This is a genomic window from Humibacter antri (assembly GCF_054777235.1).
The window spans coordinates 185,201-203,812 of sequence record NZ_BAAHAW010000048.1 but is presented as its reverse complement, the minus strand read 5'-3'; the positions used below and the strand labels follow the sequence as shown (position 1 = coordinate 203,812).

Genomic DNA, 18,612 nt, shown 5'->3' with positions numbered 1-18,612 from the left:
CTCGGGAGAAGTCCGCGGCTCTTGATACCTAGAACGCCGAGGCCTAGGATACCTACTTATGGCGAACGATCGGATCAAGGGAAACCTCGACCTCCTCCTGCTCGCTGCCCTCGCCGCGGGACCGGCGCACGGCTACGAGCTCGTGGCGAGCATCCGGCAGCGCAGCCACGGCGAGTTCGTGCTGGCCGAGGGCACGGTTTACCCGGCGCTGCACGGCCTCGAGTCGCGAGGGCTCATCACGAGCTCGTGGCAGGTCGTCGCGGGAAGGCGACGCCGCGTCTACGAGCTCAATAGAGCGGGGCGCGAGGCCCGGGATCGGCAGGCCGCCGACTGGCGGCGATTCACCAGCGGCATGAATCGAGTGTTGGGAGACCCGTCATGAACAGCGACCGCATCGACACCTACCTCGACGACATGCTCGACCGGCTCGAGGGTACGGCGGCCGAACGGCGCCGGATGCTCGCCGAAGCGGAGATGCACCTTCGTGACTCCGCCGCCGCGTTCGAGCGCGACGGAATGGATGCCGACGCCGCGCAGGGCGCAGCGATCGCCGCCTTCGGCGAGGTTCCCGCGATCGCACAGGCATCGAATCGCCGCCGGCCCGCCGAGCTGCTGGCTGCCTTCGTGCGAGCAGCGGCACAGTTGGGCGTGTACGGCTTCGCCGCGATCGGCGTTGCCGCACTCCTAGCACGCGGCCTGGCGCTCGTGACGTCGACGCAGTGGGTTTACGGCGCGCCGGCCGGCTACCGGTTCACCGCTGCGCAGTGCGCGCACTGGCTCGCCGTGCAGCCCGGCGCAACGGACTGTCACGCGGCTGCGGCGATGGAGAGCTCCGACGACTCCTTCCTGTTCGTGCTCGCCGCCGCCATCATCGGATTGATCGTCGCCGGAGTGATCCTCGGGGCGATGCGGCTCGCCCGCCGGCGCCCGGTCGGCGCAGCGCCCCGCCTCCCTCGCAACGTCGTCGCCGCCATCGGGGCGACTGCGTTCCTCGGCGCCGGTATCGCCCTCCTCGTTGCGGGCGCTGCCGATGGCGTCTCCCGGATCGCCTGGGGGCGAGGCGTGCTCTACACAGATGCGGTGGTAGCACTGATCTTCGGCATCGTGTTCCTCGTGCGCTTCCTGCTCACCATCCGTCCCGTCTCTGCCGCCGCAGCATGACGCGCACGCTCACCGTCGTCGTCAGTGGCGCCGTCGGTGTCGGGCTCGGAGCCCTCAGCGGCCGAATCCTGTTCGGCGGCACCGCCTGGAACCTGATCCCGTGGGCGATCGCCGCGATCGCGATCGGCCTCATCGTCTACGATCGCCGGACCGCGCTGCTGGCATCCGCGATCTACGGCTACCTGCTGGTGGCCGCGTTTCTCTACGCCGCGAACACCGGCAACTCGACCGTCGCTGGGCGGATCCTGTTCGCGCTCGCGCTGGCCCTCGTCGGACCCGTCTGCTCGATCACGTTGACGTCGATCGTACGTCTGATCCGCTTCCGAGCCAGTCGGCGCCGGCCATCCGGTCGCTGAGTCGGGTCCGGCCGGCCATCCGGTCGCTGAGTCGCAACCGATCGGCCATCCGGTCGCTGAGTCGCAACCGATCGTCCATCCGGTCCCTGCATCGCAACGGGGTGCAGTCTTTCCGTCGCGTCTGCACTTTCTATGCATTCACGCAACTGTTGTATTGATGCAATAGAATCTCGACGCGTCGGATGCCCGTGCGACAGCGACCGCGGACCAGCGGTGGAAGGACGGCCCATGAACTCGAAGCTCGGCGAGCCCGGTGGTGCCCACCGGTCGCCCGTCGACGCACGTGTCGCGCCCCCAGCCGAGCGGCGGCCGCGCGGTGACGCCGAGGTCGTGCTCACGGCATCCAGAGCGCTGCTGGGCGTCGTGGCGCAGTCCGTCGCTCCGGCGCTCGAGGTCGTGTCTCTGCCGCAGTTCCGCGTGCTCGTGCTGTTGTCGTCGCAGGGGGCGACCCGCGTGGGCGCCCTGGCGGACCGCCTTGGTGCGAACGTGTCGACGTTCAGCCGCTCCGTCGACCGCATGGTGGCAGGCGGATGGGTGGTGCGCACCGGCAACCCGGAGAGCCGGCGGGAAGTGCTCCTCGACCTCACGGATGATGGCCGCTGGCTGGTGGAATCCGTGACGGTGCGGCGGCGGCGTGGCATCCAGGGGGTGCTCGATCGCATGGCAGACACCGAGCGCGCCGGGCTGGCCGACTCGCTCGGCGCCTTCGCCGCGGCTGCCGGTGAGACGGCCGTCGAAGACCTGCTGCCGCTGGGGTTGTGACGTGACTGGTCGTATCCGATGAACGGCTCGAACGGGCAGGTCCGATGAACGGCCCGAGCAACATGAACGGGCCGATGTGGATGCCCGACCAGCCGCTCACGCTCTCGCGGCTGTTCGCCTTCCATCTGCAGCCGATCCCGATCCTGCCGCTCATCGGGCTGGCCATGCTCGCGGCGTACCTGGTAGGCGTGGTCGTTCTGCGGCGACGCGGCGACGCGTGGCCGCTCGGCCGAACACTGTGGTGGGTTCTCGGGGTGGCGACCTGGGAGTTGATGACCGCCACGGGCATCGACGGTTACGGTATGGAGCTCTTCAGCGTGCACATGGTGCAGCACATGGTGATCGGAATGCTGACCCCGATACTGCTGATGCTGGGCGCACCCGTCACGCTGCTGCTGCGCGCCTTGCCGGCCCGCCACGGTCGCAGACGCGGCGCGCGGGGAATGCTGCTCGCTGTGCTGCACTCGCGGGTGGCATCCGTGATCGCGAACCCCGCTGTCACTGTCGCGCTCTTCCTCTTCAGCCTCTATGCGCTTTACTTCACGCCGCTGTTCGACTGGCTGATGGGCACCTGGTGGGGTCACAACCTGATGGTCGTGCACTTCCTGCTGATCGGCATGCTCTACTTCTGGGGCATTCTCGGTGTCGATCCGAGTCCGAGGCGCGGGGGCGGACTGATGGGTGCGTTCGCCCGTCCGGTGCTGCGTGTCACCGAACTGGCGGCGACGGTGCCGTTCCACGCGTTCTTCGGCATCGTGTTCATGATGGCCACCACAGTGCTGGTCAAGTACTTCGCCATGGTGCCGGCCTGGTCGCACACGAGCGCCCTCTCCGAACAGCAGACCGCCGGCGGCATCGCGTGGGGCTTCACCGAACTTCCCACATTGCTCGTGTTAGGCGTGCTTTTCGTGCAGTGGCAGCGCACCGACAGTCGACGCGCCGAGCACGCCGACAAGCGCGCGCGACGGTACGGCGACGCCGAACTGGAGGAGTACAATGCCCGACTCGCGGCGCTGGCGAGCCACGACACCCGTGCTCGCCACGGCACTGTTGCGGGCAGTGTCTCTGTTGCCGCCGGCGTTTCGGTCGGCACTGACGTTTTGGCCGGCACTGAGGCCTTGGCCGGCACCGAGGTTCCGGTCGGCACCGACGTTTCGGCCGGCACTGACGTTTTGGCCGGCACCGACGTTTCGGCAAGCACCGACGCGGAGCCCCGGTGACCGGCGCCGCGATCGGCTACGCCTTCACGCTCGGGCTCGTCGGCCTGCTCAACCCGTGCGGCTTCCCGCTGCTGCCGGCCTATCTCACCATGTTCATCGGCACGCCCGCGGACGCCTGGCACGAACGGCTCTGGGCCGCCCTGCGCGCCGGTCTCTGCGTCACCGCCGGGTTCGTGGCGACGTTCGGCGTGCTGGGGCTCCTCGCCGGATCGCTGTCGGCCGCGCTCGATGCCGCGGCACCGTGGCTCATGCTCGCGATCGGCGGCGTCCTCGTCGTGATCGGCGTGCTGGCAGTGCTCGACCGGGTGCTGCGCTGGCAGGTGGCGCGGCTCCCGTTCCCGGCCGGCCGCGGCCCGCTCGCCATGGCCGGCTTCGGCGTCGCATATGCGACCGGGTCGCTCAGCTGCTCGCTGCCGATCTTCCTCGCCGGTGTCGGGGCATCCTTCTCGTCCGGATCCCTGCTGCAGGGGACGGCGTCATTCCTCGCGTACGCGCTCGGCATGGGCCTCTTCGTCACAGCGGCCTCGGTCGCTGCGGCGTTCGCCGGGGCTGCGGTGCTGAAGGGGCTGCGCGGGGCATCCGTCATGCTGCCGCGTATCGCCGGCGCAGTGTGCGTGGTGCTCGGGCTCTACCTGGCGGGTTACGGAATGCACACGCTCGGCCTGCCCGACCCGCTCGCTTGGGCCATCATCGACGTCGACCGGGTGCAGGCGGCGGTGACCGGATGGCTGGATGCCTCGTGGCTGCCCATCGCGGTCGTCTTCTGCGCCGTGGTGTGCGGCGCGTTGCTCGTGCTCGCGTTGCGCGGTACGGCGGCCCAGCGACGCGATGAAGCGGACTCGAGCCGGATGAACCCGAATCGGGTGGACTCGACTCGAACGGACTCGAAGGAGCGACGCGCATGACCCCGAACGACACCACGGGTCGTCGACGGACGCCGAAGCGCGCGGTTCTCGTCGTGGCCGCCATCGTGCTCGCCGCGGCGATCGTCGCCGTGCTGATCGTCGCCGTGACTGCTGCACCCACGAGAGCGAATGCCTCGACCGACTACCTGCGACCTGGCATGAACAAGCCGACGGCCGACCTGCTCGCGTTCGACCCGATGCGCGGGCTCGGCACCGTGCGGCAGCCCGACTACTCGCTGACCGACGAGAACGGCGCCCGGCTCACGCCCAGCAGATTCCTCGGAAAGATCGTCGTGCTCACGTTCAATGACGACCGCTGCACCGATCTGTGCGCGCTGTTCGCGCAAGACGTGATCGCAGCCGACCGCGACCTCAGCCCGGCGGTGCGGGGTCGTGTCGCGTTCGTCTCGGTCAACGCCAACCCGTACTACCCGGCGCCGTCGGACGTGAAGTCGTGGTCGCAGCAGCACGGGCTCACTGCGCTCCCCAACTGGTACTACGGAACGGCCGGTGCCGCGGTGCTCGCCCGCACCGCGCAGGCTTTCGGCGTTCCGGTGCAACTCGATCCGACGACTCGCACGGTGCAGCACGGCACCGAGATCTTCGTGATCGCGCCGAACGGCGACGAGGTGGACCTCGCCCAGTTCGGCACTGAGGATGCCGACACCGCGCCGTTCGCGCACGGTCTCGCGCTGCTGGCGAACGACGCACTGCCGGCATCCGAGCGCGGGCCCGTCGCCGGCTCTGATCTACCGGCGGCCGTCGCCGGAGGAACGAGTGTAGGGGACACGCCCGCGCCGCTGACCGGTCCGGGACTCACGGGCGGATCGGTGTCGACGGCATCCGACCACGGTCATTACACGGCGATCGACTTCTGGTCGAGCACGTGCACCGCGTGCGCGGTTCAGTTGCCCGCAGCCGAGGCGGAGCACCGCGCCGTAGGCGACAGCGTCGACTTCGTCGGCGTGGATGTCGACGACACGACGACCGCGGGCCGCGCAATCGCCGCCCGCTATGGAATGGACTTCCCGCTCATCGCTGACCGCAAGGGAACGGATGCCGCCCGGTTCCGGGTCGACGGGTTGCCGTACACGGTCATCCTGTCGCCGACGGGCAAGGTGCTGGTGCGGCATCCGGGGCTCTTCACCCAGGCCGAGCTGGACTACGTACTGCACGGCCTGGACACTTCGCTGCCTGCCGATTGAGTCGCTATTCCGCATGCCCCCACTGGATCTCTCCGGCGCCGGCGACCTCCAGCTCGTCCAGCACGGCGATCGTCGCCGCGTCGAGCACGAGGTCGGCGGCCGTGTTGTTCTGATCGAGGTGCGCGGTGCTCGCCGTGCCCGGAATGAGCAGCGTGTTCGGCGTGCGCTGCAGCAGCCACGCGAGTCCAACCTGTGAGGGCGTGGCGCCCAGGCGTTCAGCTGCCGCGAGCACCGCAGGCTGCTCGACCACCTTCGCGTGGCCGGGGAAGGCGCTGCCGAGCGGGAAGTACGGCACCCATGCGATGCCGTCGTCCACGGTGAGGTGCAGCATGTCCTCGAACTCACGGTCGACCAGACTGTAGGCGTTCTGCACGGCGGCGATTCCTGCAGGCAATGAGCGCCGGAAGGTGTCGGTCGTCACAGCGCTCACTCCGATCGCGGCGATGTCGCCGGCGTCGCGCAGCTCGAGCAGCACCGCCAGTTGGTCGTCGAGCGGCACGTTCTGGTCGCCCTCGGCGCGCAGCCCGGGGCCGACCTCTGCCCGGCGCAGATAGACCAGGTCGAGGTGATCGCGCCACAGCGTGAGCAGATTGTTCTGGATGCTCGCCCGCAACTGTTCGGGACGCTGCGCCAGCCGCAAAGGAAACGGTCCCTCCGGGTCGCGCTCCGCGCCGATCTTGGTGGCGACGAACACATCATCACGCTTGCCGACGACGCCGCGGATCACGTCGTTGACGAATCCCGGACCGTAGAAGTCGGCGGTGTCGATGTGGTTCACGCCCGCGTCGAGAGCGTGCTGCAGAACGGATGCCGCGGCATCCGGATCGGCGGAGAGCCGCTCCAGCTGCATGGCGCCGTAGCCGACGCGGGCGACCGCCCGGCCGGCGAGATCGTGAGTGCCGCCGAGTGAGGGGCGAACGGATGTGGAGTCGGTCATGATTTCTCCCTGCGTGAGAATCGACGCGACGTGTTCAGGGCATGCAGTCGAGAGCTGCCGCTCGCGCACGGCGTGCCGCGGCTATTAGTGTGGGATGAAACGGAGGATGCTCCGTTTACAGGAAGCGTAACGGAGGGCCCTCCGCTTGTCCAGAGTCGATCGCGCTACCGTCGCGCCGAAGCGCGCGGACGCTGCCGGGCAGCGCGCCGATGCACCCCAGCACACCGATCCACCCCAGCACACCGATCCAGCCCAGCACACCGATGCGCGCGAGCGCGCTGATGCGGCCGACCGCGCCGATGTGCCCAAGCGGACCGACGCGCCCAAGCAGCGCGCCGACGCCGCGCGCAACCGCGCGCTGCTGATCGACGCAGCCCGCGAAACCTTCGCCGACGCCGACGGCGACTCCCCGGTCTCGCTGGAGGCCATCGCACGGGCGGCCGGCGTCGGCATCGGCACCTTGTACCGCAACTTCCCCACCAGGGAGTCGCTCGTGGAGGCGCTGCACGGCAGCGAGCTCGACGAGGTCGTCGCGTCCGCGACGCCGCTGCTCGAGGGGCGCACGGCCTTCGCCGCGCTGCGCCTCTGGATGGATCGCTATGCCCGCTTCGTCGCCACCAAGCAGGGCATGGCCGACGCGTTGCGCACGGCGATCGCCTCGGGCGCCATCCGCAAGAGCGAGACGCGCGAGCGCATCACCGCGTCGGTCGCCACGCTGCTGCATGCCGGTGCCACCGACGGCACGATCCGGGCGGATGTCGACCCCAGCGACCTCACCGCGATGCTGGTCGGCGTCTTCGTCGCGGCGGGCAACGCCAAGGACACCGACCGTGTCGGCCGCATGCTCGACATCCTGATGGACGGTCTGCGCCCCCAGCACTGACCCCCGATCGGCGGCGCTTTCCGCTTCACGTCGCGAAGTAGGCCCTTTCGGAGCTGCATAAGGGCCGACCTCGCGACGTGATCGGCCGGATGCCCTCTGATGGCCGGCGGTCCTCGGGTGGTAGACCTCCGGCAGTCGTCGTCACGCGTCGCTCGTCAGCGCCTCCAGCTCGGCGCGCAGCGAAGCGAGCTCGATGTCGCGGTCGACCGCATCCAGCGGCGCGGGCGCATCCGGCGTGTACTGCAGCGCATGGTCCACCAGCGACGCGCTCACCTCGTGCCAGGCATCCTGTCGCGCCTGCTCGACCAGCTCGAGCAGGTACTCCTCCTCGCCGGCCTTCTGCCGAAGCGCCGACGCCGCCTCGGTGGCGACCATGAGCCGGTGGCGCACGTTCGCCTCGTCGCCGCGGCGGTAGTCGTGCACGTGCTGGGCCCGGCCGGCCCGGCCGATGGTGCGGGCGAGCTCGTCGGTGAGCCGGTCGGAGGCATCCTGCGACTCGGCCGCGAGCTCCTCGAAGGCGGCGGATGCCTGCGGCACGAACTCCCGCGCGTCGTACGCCCGCGGCGACACGACCGCGTCCACCGCGATGGCGTTCTTGATGCGCAGCCGCACCGCGTACTCCGAGATCATGAGACCTTCGACGACCGACTGCTCCACCGTCGCCTGCTCCCGTACGACCACGGCGGCGTCGTCGTACGGCTTGAGGATGCGTCGCTTGCGCCAGCGTGCGAACCAGCCCACGGCGTCTCCTCTCCGAGAGTCAACGCTACCCGGAGGAGGCTGCCGATACGGTGGGCGGATGGCGGGAACGACGGCGATCGAACGACACCTCGAACTGGCGGGCGGCCGCACGGTGCGCTTCTGGGACACCGGCGTTCCGGCCGGCGCCGACAGCAGCCTCACGCTCATCTGGCACCACGGCACCCCGCAGACCGGCCGTCTCATCGAACCGGTCGTCGATCCGGCTCTCGCGCGGGGCATCCGCGTCGTCTCGTGTGCCCGCGCGGGCTACCCGGGAACGACAGTGATCGAGGGACGCACGGTGCTGGACGCCGCTGCCGACGTGGTTGCCGTCGCCGCCGCGCTCGGGCTCGAACGGTACGTGACGGCGGGCGCGTCCGGCGGCGGTCCGCACGCCTTGGCGTGCGCCGCGCTCGACCCGGAACGCGTCGTCGGCGTGGTCACGCTCGCCGGAATCGCGCCGTTCACGGATGCCTACGACTGGTTCGCCGGAATGGCGTCGCCGGCTGCGCTGCAGGTGGCCCTCGGGGGCGGCCGCGACGAGCGGCGGCGACACGGCGAGACGGCGGAGTTCGACATGGAGAGCTTCGTCGACACGGACTGGGCTGCACTCGAGGCGGAGTGGGGTCCGCTCGGGGCCGACGCGAATCGTGCGTCGGTCGAAGCGACCGCGGGCGGGGAGCCGCCATGGGGCGAGATCGACGACGACATGGCATTCACGAATCCGTGGGGCTTCGACCTTTCGGCGGTCGGATGCCCGACCCTCGTCGTGCAGGGCGGTCGCGACCGCGTCGTCCCGCGCGCCCACGGCCAGTGGCAGGCCGAACATCTGCCGCTTGCACAGTTCTGGCTGCGGCCGAACGACGGCCATGTCTCCGTGTTGCGCGCCCTGCCCGTCGCGCTCGACTGGCTGCGCGACCTGTCGGACCGCTGAGCGGATCAGCGCGGCGAGTTCAGCTCCTCCGCCACCCGCGCCGCCTCTCGCCGGCCGACTTCACGCCCGGCGAGCGCCGATGCGGGACGCGTCGACGGGTCGAGCGGGCTCGTGCCGAACGCCTCCTGTGATGCGGCATCCGCCGACACGATCGACACGGCGGAGTCTGCAAGCGCGTCGAGCTCGGCCGCCGGGATGGAGCCGAGGCCGCCGGCGTCCGGAAGCGCCGGAATGATGATCAGCACGCGGTCACGGCCTGCCGCGAGGTCGGCGTTGGCGATCGTGCGAACGCCACCGTCAACGAACCTGCGGTCCCCGATGGTCACGGGCGGCCACACGCCGGGAACGGCGCAACTGGCCGCGACGGCCGGCAACAGGTCGACGCCGGAGTCGCGATCGAACTTCACGAACTCGCCCGTCCGGGCGTCGACGGTGGTGATCGTCAATGGATGTTCCGGCCACTGAAGTCGCGGAAGTCTCGCTCGCACGGCAGCGAGGCGCTCGGGCTCGGTGACGGTCGACGCACCCAGTGCGAATTCCCCGGCCAGGCGCATCCGCTCGGTCTCCGACCGCGTCGGATCGTTCAGCCGGGCGAACGTCGCGAACAGCTCCTCCATGTCGACCTTCGGGTCGATCTCGGCCGTTTCCGACGAGAGTTGAGCGGCATACAACTCGTCGAGGGGCGCGCCGCTGGCCAGCTGCGTCGCCACGACGGAGCCGGCCGAGGTTCCGATGTACCGCGTCCCGGGATCTCGGATGAGCCGCGCCACCTCGTGGCTCGACTCGAGCAGGCCCGCCACGACCCCGAGTTCCCAGGCGATCCCCGCCACTCCGCCTCCGGCGAAGACGACTGCATCCGACACGTGCACCTCTTTCGTTGACCGTCGGGGCGAGCATAAGGCGAGCCCCCGACACCCTGTCCGCCGCTTCGGCCGAGTCCCTGCGCACCCGGTGGCGGCCCCGCATCGCCTATCCCTCAGGGTTTACCGGGATTCCCGTAGTTGAGTCGTCTAGCCTCCATGTACCGGGGCCCTCGTCGTGACGGCCGGCGCGGGGGCACGGCACGCCCGGCTCACCCCGAACCCGACCACACACACTCACCGCGCGAACATCGACGATGCGGGAGCGCGGAACGACCGGACGAAAGGTGGCGCACATGACGGAACGGCGCACCGTCGGCGACGGCATCCGGCGCACCCGCGCTGCAACGCCTTCACCGCGCGGCATCGCCCGGCACGGGCGCCTGCGCTCGAAACCGTGGGCGACGTTCGGCAAGGTCGTGGCATCCATCGCCGCGGTCGCGGTGGTCAGCGTGCTCGGCATCGCCGGCGTGGCAGCCGCGAACCTGGCAAGCGACACGAAGAAGTCGTTCCACCTGCACGGCGCGGGCTCGCAGGACATCCCGAACATCGCGTCGCTCCAAGGCGGGGTCAACATCCTGGTGGCCGCCTCCGACACCCGAACGGGCCAGGGGGCTTCGTGGGGCACGCTCGCCGACAGTTCCGGCGCCGGCAACAATGACGTGACCATGCTGCTGCACCTCTCGTCAGACCATACGCACGCGATCGTGGTGAGCTACCCGCGCGACCTGATGATCCCGATCCCGGCGTGCGGCAGCAACGGCGCACAGGATCAGGCGCAGTTCAACACGACGCTCTCCGAGGGCGGGATGTCGTGCGTGGCCGACACGGTGACGAAGCTGACGGGCATCAAGATCCCGTTCGCGGCCGAGATCACGTTCGAGGGTGTCGTCGCGATGTCGAACGCGGTCGGCGGCGTGCCGGTGTGCATCGGCGGCAGCGGTATCAACGATCCCAACACCAGCCTCAATCTGCCCGCAGGCGAGGTGACTCTCCAGGGGCAGAACGCTGCTGAGTTCCTGCGCACCAGACACGGCGTCGGCGACGGCTCCGACCTTGCCCGCATCAGCAATCAGCAGGTATTCCTCTCCTCGCTCGTGCGCACGATCATGAGCAACGGAACCCTGACGAATCCGGTGAAGGTCTGGGGTCTTGCGAAGGCCACGACCAGCAACGTGCACCTCTCCGACAACCTGAACGTGACCACGCTCTATCAGATCGCCACCGCTTTGAAGGGTCTGAAGTGGGGCAACATCGCGTTCGTGCGATACCCGACCGTGGCCGATCCGGAGAACACGAACCGTGTCATCCCCGACGACGCCGCCGCTCAGACACTCGACGACGCGATCGTCAACGACCAGTACATCCAGATCACCGGGGGCACCGGCGACGGGTCGGTGACGTCGTCCAGTCAGCCCGCGCAGCAGCCGGCGCCGAGCAGCACTCCGTCATCCGGTGACAAGAAGTCGGGCAAGAAGAGCACCGGATCGGCGACCAACGCGCCCTCTCCGAGCACCACCCCGGTGCCGCTGAGCAGCAACGTGCACGGTCAGACCGCGGCGACGCAGACCTGTTCGAACGGCGCCGGGTAGCGCATCCGTTGCTCAGACGGCCAGTCGCTCGGGCATCTCGAACGCCGCGAAAAGTCCGGATGACTGGAATGCGTCGATGCGGGCGACACCACCGGCCGCGAGAGTGACGACCTGCAGGTTGAGCGGCTCGAAGCAGGGCGTGTCGCGCCGACGATACAGGCCGAACGCCGGGCATCCGTTCGCCGCCGTCGGCACCATGCGGAACGTGCCGCCGCGTGCGAATCCCGTCGCGAGGAACGCGGCAACGGGGTCGCGGCCGGCGAACCATTCCTGCTGCGGCGGCATCTGCAGCAGCACGTCGTCGCACAGAATGCGCGTGAGCGCTTGGATGTCGTGGGTTTCGAAGGCGCGCACGTAGCGATCGAGAAACTCGCGCTTCTGCGGCTCCGACAATTCGTTCGCGTCGTCGCCGTTCGGCGCGACCTCCTCGACGCGTGCGCGGGCACGTTGCAGCGCGCTGTTCACGGCTGCGGGCGTCGTGTCGAGCAGCTCCGCGGCGTCCGAGGCAGAGAAGGCCAGCACGTCGCGGAGCACGAGCACGGCCCGCTGCAACGGGGCGAGATGCTGCAACGCGGCGACGAAGGCGAGGCGGATGCTCTCCCGCTGCTCGATCGCGGCCGCCGGGTCGAACTCGCTCCCGCGGCTGTCGGGGAAGGGCTCCAGCCACGCGATTTCCGAGGCCTGTGTCAGATGGCCGACCTCGGCATCGGAGCTCGGACCCGACAGCTCCGCCGGCAGAACCCGACGTCGCGCATCAGCGAGCACCGTCAGGCAGACGTTCGTCGCGATGCGGTACAGCCACGTGCGCACCGAACCACGCTCGCGATCGTAGGTCTCGGCCGAGCGCCAGGCACGAACCATGGTCTCTTGCACGAGGTCCTGCGCATCGTGGAGTGATCCGGTCATGCGATAGCAGTATGCGATCAGCTCGCGACGGTGCGTCTCGGCGGTCTGCGCCATCAGGTCGGCCTGTAGCGACATGCGTACATGAAAGCACCGCGCGGTCGGAGCCGAAAGGTCAGCGCCAGGCACTTTGAGAATTCTGCGCCGCCACCGATGAATTCACGCCGAATGGTCGGTATCCATCTGTGACCGACACCCGTGAACGGAAGGAACGACCGAGATGACTGCAACACAGCGGTGGACACTCACCGTCGCGTCGCTCGCCTCGCTGATGGTGAGCCTGGACGCCCTCGTGGTCGCGACCGCGCTGAACACGATTCGCGTGCAACTGGGCGCGAGCATCGAAGAACTGGAATGGACGGTGAACGCGTACACCCTGGCGTTCGCGACGCTGCTGCTGACGGCATCCGCGATCGGCGACCGGTTCGGCAGACGCCGCATCATGGTCGTCGGGTTGGTGGTGTTCACTGCGGCGTCCGCAGCGTGTGCGCTGGCGCCGACACCCGGCGTGCTCATCGTCGCGCGCGCCGTGCAAGGCGCAGGTGCCGCCATGGTGATGCCCACCGCCCTGGCGCTGGTGAGCGTTGCGTTCCCGTCGGAGCGCCGCGGTGCCGCCATGGGCATCCTTGCCGGAGTGACCGGAATCGCAGTTCTCGGGGGTCCGGTGATCGGCGGAGCGGTCGTGCAGGGCATCGCCTGGCCGTGGATCTTCTGGCTGAACGTGCCGATCGGCGCCTTGCTCGTTCTCCTTTGCCGGGCGCGCGTGGCCGAGAGCGTCGGACGGCGCCGCGGATGGGATGCCGTCGGTCTGGGCACTTCCGCACTCGGAATCTGTGCGCTCGTGTGGGGTGTGGTGCACTCGACGACCGTCGGGTGGGCATCCCCTTCGGTGCTGGTCGCACTCGCGCTCGGCGTTGTTCTCTTGGCGGCCTTCGTGCTGGTCGAGGGGAGGGCCGCCCACCCGATGCTGCCGCTGCGGCTGTTCGCGCGGCACGGATTCGGCGCGGCCAACGTGGGCGGCCTGCTGTTGTCGGCGTCGATCTTCGGGGCGGCGTTCTTCTTGTCGCAGTATCTGCAGGCCGGCCTGCGCCTCAGCCCGCTGTCCGCCGGGATGCACATGCTGCCGTGGACAGCATCGCTGTTCCTCGTCGCACCGATCGCCGGCGCGCAGGTGAACCGATTCGGTGCGCGAATGCTGGTCTTCGGCGGTCTTTTCGCGCAGGCGCTCGGGTTCGCGTGGGTGGCGCTCGCCGTGGCATCCGGCGGCGGATACCCGGCGATGATCGCGCCCATGGTGCTCGCCGGAATCGGCGTGTCCACGGCGATGCCGGCCGTGCAGAACGCGGCCGTGAGCGCAGTAGAGCCCGGCGACATCGGCACGGCATCCGGCGTCTACAACGCGGTGCGACAGCTGGGCGGGGCGGTCGGGATCGCTGTGCTCGCGTCGGTATTCGCGGGCGTCGGCGGAGACTTCGCGATGACGGCGACGTTGGGCAGAGCGTTCGAGGCGACGATGCTCGTGGCTGCGGCGCTGTCAGTTGTGGGCGCAGGGGCAGGAATGTTCGTGGCAGGGCGCCGGGGTCTCGCAGCCGGAGGCGGCCCCGGGCGAGAGCGCTATCCGCTCGGCGCGACCCGGCTCGAACGTCGTGCTCACCAGTCGCGTCCCGTTGCCGGAGTCTCGTCGACGGATGCCGCCAGCGGCCCCCAGAAGTAGTCGAACGTCTCGTGCGGCCCGGCCATGAACCGCTGCGACATGACCACACCGACGAGATCCCGTGACGGATCGACGTACGCACTGGTGCCGGATCCTCCGGTCCAGCCCCAGCGGCCCGGGGCCGACCACGGATGCGGCCTGCCGGTCTCCACAGATGTGCACCAGCCCCAGCCGACCCCTTGCCCGGCGAGCTCGGTGAGACCGAGCTGCTGACCGGCATCCAGTTGCGACGTGGTCGCCTGCTGCACCAGCTCGGCGGGCACGATGTCGCCCTCCGATATGGCGGTGAGGATGCCCACGAACTCCGGCACCGTCGACACCAGCCCGCCGCCCAGGCTCTCGAACCGGGGCGCCGCCGAGAACCCGCGGTCGTATGTCGTTGCGACCACGAATCCTTCCCCGTGCGCGCGGTACTGGGTCGGAAGCCGCTCCTTCGTGAAGAAGCCGGTGCGTGAGAGTCCGAGCGGGCCCGTGATCTCGCCGAGCAGCAGCTCGTGCAGCGGCTTCTCGCTGACGCGGGAGAGCAGGATGCCCAACACATCCGAGCTCGTGTGGTACATCCACCGCTCACCCGGCTGGTGTGCCAGCGGAAGCGCTGCGACGCGCGCGAGGTACTCGTCGACGCCGAACGGCGGCGGGAGCGGACCGACAGCGAACGGGTTCAGTTCGCGCGAGTACGGCGTGCTCTCGAACTGGAGGCCCATTCCGCTGGTGAACGTCAGCAGGTCGCGCACCGTGATCTCCCGCTCGGCGGGCGCGGTGTCCTCGAGCGCGGCGGCGGGGGAGCGGAGCACTCGGCGGTCGGCGAGCTCGGGCATCCATTCCGCGACCTCGTCGTCGAGGTCGAGCAGCCCGTCGCCGATCAGCTGTGCGGCCAGCGCCATGCCGACGATCTTGCTCAGCGAGGCGATGCGGAACGGGGTGTTCTCGGTCATCGGCACGCTGCCGCGTTCGCCGGCGAAGTCGTAGGTGCCGGTCGCGTAGAACTCGGTCCGGCCGCGGTGGCGCACGCCGGCGACGATGCCGGGAGCCCAGCCGGATGCCACGCGCTCGTCGAGCGAGCGCCACACGTTGTCGAGGTTGAGGGGCATTGGTCCACCTTGCCCGCCTCCCAAACGGGGGTCAAGCCTCGGTCGTTCCCCTGCGTGGTCGGAGTACGCTCCGGTGCACTTCTCAGGAGCGGATCGAACCGCTCACGCTCACGCTCGCGTGACAGCGGCCCGGCCTCGGCGAGCGGCGTCATTCTCTCATGAGAAATGCGCAGGCGGTCTGCGTGCCGGAGTGCTCCACACGGTCCGTTATGATGGTCGTCGTGTGTCCGCGTCGCGGGCGCACGAGGAGACGTCGCATAGTCCGGCCTAGTGCACCACCCTGCTAAGGTGGAGACCCCTCACGGGGTCCGAGGGTTCAAATCCCTCCGTCTCCGCCATGGTCTATGGCCCGAGTTCCGCAGAATGACGCGGAAATCGGGTCCTTTCTGTATCCGGATTCGCCCTTGGACGCTTTTGGCCGCAATCGAACTGAGTCAGTGGAGCCCGGCGGCGATCGGCGCGCATTCGCTGCGGTTCAATGGTCTTGGGCCGATCGTGTCGGAGCGCTGTCGCCACGCGGCCGATGCCGTCGTTGATGAAGTCCAAGTACGTTTCGATGGCCACCGGCTGCGGGGTCGTGTCCAAGCACCCGTTGCGGCGGTCTTGATGTCGGCTCCATAGGAGGCCCCGAGGCGCGTCTGTGTGCGGAGGCCAATCAGAGTCCGGGCGTGGAGCCGATGACCGGTCCGCAGGTTCCTTCCATTTATACCGACGCACTATCCATTTTAAGGCGCAGCTTAACGGCTATATTTTCGCCGGTATTTGGGGTACCTTGACCGCAGGTCTTCCACTTCAGTACGAGGGAGTGCGCATGAAGCTGAGCAGATTCGAGCGCCAGATACGCCGGGGATTGGCGTCTCTAGCCGCGATCGTCCTGGCGTCGTCGTTGGCGGTGGTCTCTGCACCGAGCGCCGCGACAGCGGCACCGGTCGTGAAGACGGCCGCGAGTGGGTCGTCGGGCACGCCGACCCTCGGTGATTATGCGACCCCCTTGGTGGGGCCGCCGGATTCGACTGGTGTGAAACACATCGACACGCCTGCGACGATCGCGAAACTGTCGGCGGCTCACGTAAACACGTACGACTATCTGATCTTCGCCTCGGCGTTGTACGGGCTGAGCACCACGGTGAAGGCGAATCAGATCACCGCCGCCGAGTGGGCGGATCTTCCTGGGTTTGCCTCTGCCGCCGCTGCCGCGAACATCGACGTCTACGTCTATCTCGTCCCGCCGACTGAGGCGTACGCGCCGTATTACCAGCCCGATGGATACAACTATGACAAATGGGCGACCGACATCGCCACGCTCATGCTGAGTCATCCCAACGTCAAGGGCATGGTCATCGATGACTTCGTCTACAACACGGCCGAGTACTGGTCGACGCTGACCACGACGCAGAAGCAAGCACTCGAAGCCAAGGGCGTCAACACGTACTTCACGCCTAACACCGATGTGCCCCCGGACCCGAGCAAACCCGACCAGCTTGTTCAGATCTCGGTGACGAAGATGGTTGCGCAGGCCAAGGCGATTGACTCAGCGTTCACCTTCATGCCCGTCCTCTATTACGAAGACTATGTCGGCAATGGGGCGATTCTCCCCGATTACCGCACGATCGTGAATGGCGTGATATTCCCCTACACGGGCGCCAACAACGTCGGCCCTGGCGATAACACCACCGACAGTTCCAAGGCGACCCCGCAGGGCACCGTGGTCGGGGCACTGACTCACTGCCACGGCGGGAACAACTGTCTTCAGATTTCCTTTCCGTTTCGGACCGCTTCGACTGCAGGGCAGTACGGCGGTGTCAGCAGGTCGGTGGCGATCGGTACAGGTGCGACGAAGACTCTCTCGTTCTGGGAAGACGATGACTTCGTCGCGGCGACAAGCGGTTACCACATGATGCAAGCGCTGGTGAACGGCACCGTCGTTTGGCAGAAGGATGTCGCCAACACGGACGGTCTATGGCACCAGCAGACCGTCGATGTGACCAGCGAGATGGCCGGTCAGACGACGGCCAGCCTCACGTTTCGGGTGTATGAGCAGAAGGGTGTGTCGAGCTTTCATGTCGCGGCGTTCATCGATGACATCTCCGGGACGGGATTCACTGTCAACGACCCGGGCTTCGAGAATCCGACGCTGGCGAACTGGACGGCTGTCTCGAATACCTTGAACTTCACGGAGACCGTGGTATCGAACATGCACACCGACTTCATGACGTACACGCAGAAGTTCTCCAACGAGACCTCTCCCACGTCAGCCGCATACGTCACGGCCGTGCTTGACCAGGTCTCCACGATGATCAAGAACGGGGTGATGGACGGATCGGTCACGTACTGTCTCAACCTCACGGGAACGACCTTGAACGGCACGTCCGATCCTGCGACGTACACGAGCGTCCAGACCGCCTACGGTGCACTCGCCGGATGAGGGGCAGCGTCGGTCAGGCCGGGCTTCGTCTGCTGCACGTCAGCGACACTCATCTGTTCGGGGATGGTTCGCTCCACTACGGCGTCGTCGACACGACGGCCGCTCTCGAGCGAGTACTCGAGCGCGCCGCCGAGGTGGAACGACTCGACGCGGTGGTGCTCTCGGGCGATCTGAGCGAGGACGGCACCGCGGCCTCCTATCGCAAGTTGCAGAGCCTCGTGGGGCCGTGGGCAGCAGATCGTCGGGCCGCCGTCGTCTACGCCATGGGCAATCACGACGATCCGGATGCCTTTTTCACGGTGCTCGGATCCCGGACCGCCGTTCACGAAACTGGTGGGTATCGGATCGTCACGTTGGACTCGTCCGTGCGCGGTGCCGCTTACGGATCGGTTGGAGCGGAGCAGCTCGACTGGCTGGCCGGAGTGCTTGAGGCGCCCGCGGAGGGCGGCACCGTGGTCGTCGTTCACCATCCGCCGACAAGCGCGGTAACTCCCGTGCTCAAGATGCTTGAGCTCGACGACGCGTCGGAGTTGCTTGACGTGCTCGAGGGTCGCGATGTGCGCGTCGTGCTCAGCGGGCATTACCACCACGCGCTTACGACGTGCGAGCGCGGCATCCCGGTTGTCGTGGCGCCGGGGGTGACGAACACGTGCGACGTCATGGCCGGGGATGGTGTGGAGCGCGGCATGATGGGTGCGGGGTTCGCGCTCGTCGATCTCCCGCCGTCGGGCGCGCCCCGCGTCTCAGTCGTGTCGGCATCGGATCGCCGCGACGGAGAGATCGTCTTCGAGCTTGACGCTGCCGGCATTCGCGAGATGGGCGAACGGTTCGCTGTGAGGCGCTGACGCGCCAGCTCATCAGCACGGCGACGCGGTCATCGTCGACTACGGATCGCCGGCCTCGCTCCTCGACCCGTGGGGACG

General features: G+C 68.3%; 19 protein-coding genes and 1 tRNA gene. 14 read left to right on the top strand and 6 right to left on the bottom strand.

The annotated features are described in order from the left end of the window. Positions 1-58 precede the first annotated feature (58 nt). The 7 genes from ACYVDK_RS17870 (at position 59) to ACYVDK_RS17840 (ending at position 5,609) form a co-directional block, all read left to right on the top strand. Positions 59-382, top strand: a complete 324-nt coding sequence (locus tag ACYVDK_RS17870) for a PadR family transcriptional regulator (protein ID WP_460524282.1) — start codon at positions 59-61, stop codon at positions 380-382. Continuing rightward, positions 379-1,161, top strand: coding sequence for a permease prefix domain 1-containing protein (locus ACYVDK_RS17865; protein ID WP_460524280.1), 783 nt, complete (start codon positions 379-381; stop codon positions 1,159-1,161). The genes ACYVDK_RS17870 and ACYVDK_RS17865 overlap by 4 nt, the downstream gene beginning before the upstream one ends. Next, entirely contained in the window at positions 1,158-1,517 is a 360-nt protein-coding gene (locus tag ACYVDK_RS17860) for a hypothetical protein (RefSeq protein WP_460524278.1), read from the top strand. The genes ACYVDK_RS17865 and ACYVDK_RS17860 overlap by 4 nt, the downstream gene beginning before the upstream one ends. Positions 1,518-1,745: 228 nt before the next feature. Next, positions 1,746-2,279: a MarR family transcriptional regulator gene (locus tag ACYVDK_RS17855; RefSeq protein WP_460524276.1), complete on the top strand. Its 534-nt coding sequence runs from the start codon at positions 1,746-1,748 to the stop codon at positions 2,277-2,279. Positions 2,280-2,323: 44 nt separating this feature from the next. After that, positions 2,324-3,499, top strand: coding sequence for a cytochrome c oxidase assembly protein (locus ACYVDK_RS17850; RefSeq protein WP_460524274.1), 1,176 nt, complete (start codon positions 2,324-2,326; stop codon positions 3,497-3,499). Continuing rightward, the gene (locus tag ACYVDK_RS17845; RefSeq protein WP_460524272.1) at positions 3,496-4,404 is read left to right on the top strand and encodes a cytochrome c biogenesis CcdA family protein; all 909 of its coding nucleotides are present in this window, start codon (positions 3,496-3,498) and stop codon (positions 4,402-4,404) included. The genes ACYVDK_RS17850 and ACYVDK_RS17845 overlap by 4 nt, the downstream gene beginning before the upstream one ends. Beyond that, positions 4,401-5,609: a redoxin domain-containing protein gene (locus ACYVDK_RS17840; protein ID WP_460524270.1), complete on the top strand. Its 1,209-nt coding sequence runs from the start codon at positions 4,401-4,403 to the stop codon at positions 5,607-5,609. The genes ACYVDK_RS17845 and ACYVDK_RS17840 overlap by 4 nt, the downstream gene beginning before the upstream one ends. A gap of 4 nt (positions 5,610-5,613) precedes the next feature. Here ACYVDK_RS17840 and ACYVDK_RS17835 read toward each other — a convergent pair whose 3' ends face one another. Then, on the bottom strand, positions 5,614-6,546 hold the full coding sequence (locus ACYVDK_RS17835) for an aldo/keto reductase (protein WP_460524268.1): 933 nt from the start codon (positions 6,544-6,546) through the stop codon (positions 5,614-5,616). Between the two features lie 145 nt (positions 6,547-6,691). Between ACYVDK_RS17835 and ACYVDK_RS17830 the strand changes: the two genes are divergently transcribed. Next, positions 6,692-7,429, top strand: coding sequence for a TetR/AcrR family transcriptional regulator (locus ACYVDK_RS17830; RefSeq protein ID WP_460524265.1), 738 nt, complete (start codon positions 6,692-6,694; stop codon positions 7,427-7,429). A gap of 141 nt (positions 7,430-7,570) precedes the next feature. Here ACYVDK_RS17830 and ACYVDK_RS17825 read toward each other — a convergent pair whose 3' ends face one another. Continuing rightward, positions 7,571-8,170 (bottom strand): hypothetical protein, encoded by a 600-nt coding sequence (locus tag ACYVDK_RS17825; RefSeq protein ID WP_460524263.1) that lies wholly within the window; start codon positions 8,168-8,170, stop codon positions 7,571-7,573. Between the two features lie 58 nt (positions 8,171-8,228). On the opposite strand from ACYVDK_RS17825, the gene ACYVDK_RS17820 reads away from it, so the two are divergent. Next, entirely contained in the window at positions 8,229-9,104 is an 876-nt protein-coding gene (locus ACYVDK_RS17820; protein WP_460524261.1) for an alpha/beta fold hydrolase, read from the top strand. Between the two features lie 5 nt (positions 9,105-9,109). On the opposite strand, the gene ACYVDK_RS17815 is transcribed toward ACYVDK_RS17820, so the two are convergent. Beyond that, positions 9,110-9,967, bottom strand: coding sequence for a patatin-like phospholipase family protein (locus tag ACYVDK_RS17815; RefSeq protein WP_460524259.1), 858 nt, complete (start codon positions 9,965-9,967; stop codon positions 9,110-9,112). 293 nt (positions 9,968-10,260) lie between these two features. Here ACYVDK_RS17815 and ACYVDK_RS17810 point away from each other — a divergent pair, with 293 nt between their 5' ends. Further along, positions 10,261-11,556, top strand: a complete 1,296-nt coding sequence (locus ACYVDK_RS17810; RefSeq protein WP_460524257.1) for an LCP family protein — start codon at positions 10,261-10,263, stop codon at positions 11,554-11,556. A gap of 12 nt (positions 11,557-11,568) precedes the next feature. Here the strand turns inward: ACYVDK_RS17810 and ACYVDK_RS17805 are convergent, their stop codons facing one another. Further along, a complete protein-coding gene (locus ACYVDK_RS17805) occupies positions 11,569-12,537 on the bottom strand; it encodes a sigma-70 family RNA polymerase sigma factor (protein ID WP_460524255.1) in 969 nt (322 codons plus the stop codon). Positions 12,538-12,679: 142 nt separating this feature from the next. Between ACYVDK_RS17805 and ACYVDK_RS17800 the strand changes: the two genes are divergently transcribed. After that, the gene (locus ACYVDK_RS17800) at positions 12,680-14,173 is read left to right on the top strand and encodes an MFS transporter (protein WP_460524253.1); all 1,494 of its coding nucleotides are present in this window, start codon (positions 12,680-12,682) and stop codon (positions 14,171-14,173) included. Here the strand turns inward: ACYVDK_RS17800 and ACYVDK_RS17795 are convergent. Next, positions 14,110-15,264: a serine hydrolase domain-containing protein gene (locus ACYVDK_RS17795; protein ID WP_460524251.1), complete on the bottom strand. Its 1,155-nt coding sequence runs from the start codon at positions 15,262-15,264 to the stop codon at positions 14,110-14,112. The genes ACYVDK_RS17800 and ACYVDK_RS17795 overlap by 64 nt on opposite strands. Before the next feature lie 246 nt (positions 15,265-15,510). Here ACYVDK_RS17795 and ACYVDK_RS17790 point away from each other — a divergent pair. Further along, positions 15,511-15,602: transfer RNA gene (locus tag ACYVDK_RS17790), tRNA-Ser, on the top strand. 454 nt (positions 15,603-16,056) lie between these two features. On the opposite strand, the gene ACYVDK_RS17785 is transcribed toward ACYVDK_RS17790, so the two are convergent. Further along, a complete protein-coding gene (locus ACYVDK_RS17785; protein WP_460524249.1) occupies positions 16,057-16,227 on the bottom strand; it encodes a hypothetical protein in 171 nt (56 codons plus the stop codon). A 55-nt stretch (positions 16,228-16,282) separates the two neighbouring features. Here ACYVDK_RS17785 and ACYVDK_RS17780 point away from each other — a divergent pair, with 55 nt between their 5' ends. Both ACYVDK_RS17780 and ACYVDK_RS17775 read left to right on the top strand, forming a co-directional pair. After that, positions 16,283-17,689, top strand: a complete 1,407-nt coding sequence (locus ACYVDK_RS17780) for a hypothetical protein (protein WP_460524247.1) — start codon at positions 16,283-16,285, stop codon at positions 17,687-17,689. After that, a complete protein-coding gene (locus ACYVDK_RS17775; protein WP_460524245.1) occupies positions 17,686-18,534 on the top strand; it encodes a metallophosphoesterase family protein in 849 nt (282 codons plus the stop codon). The genes ACYVDK_RS17780 and ACYVDK_RS17775 overlap by 4 nt, the downstream gene beginning before the upstream one ends. The last annotated feature ends 78 nt before the right edge of the window (positions 18,535-18,612 follow it).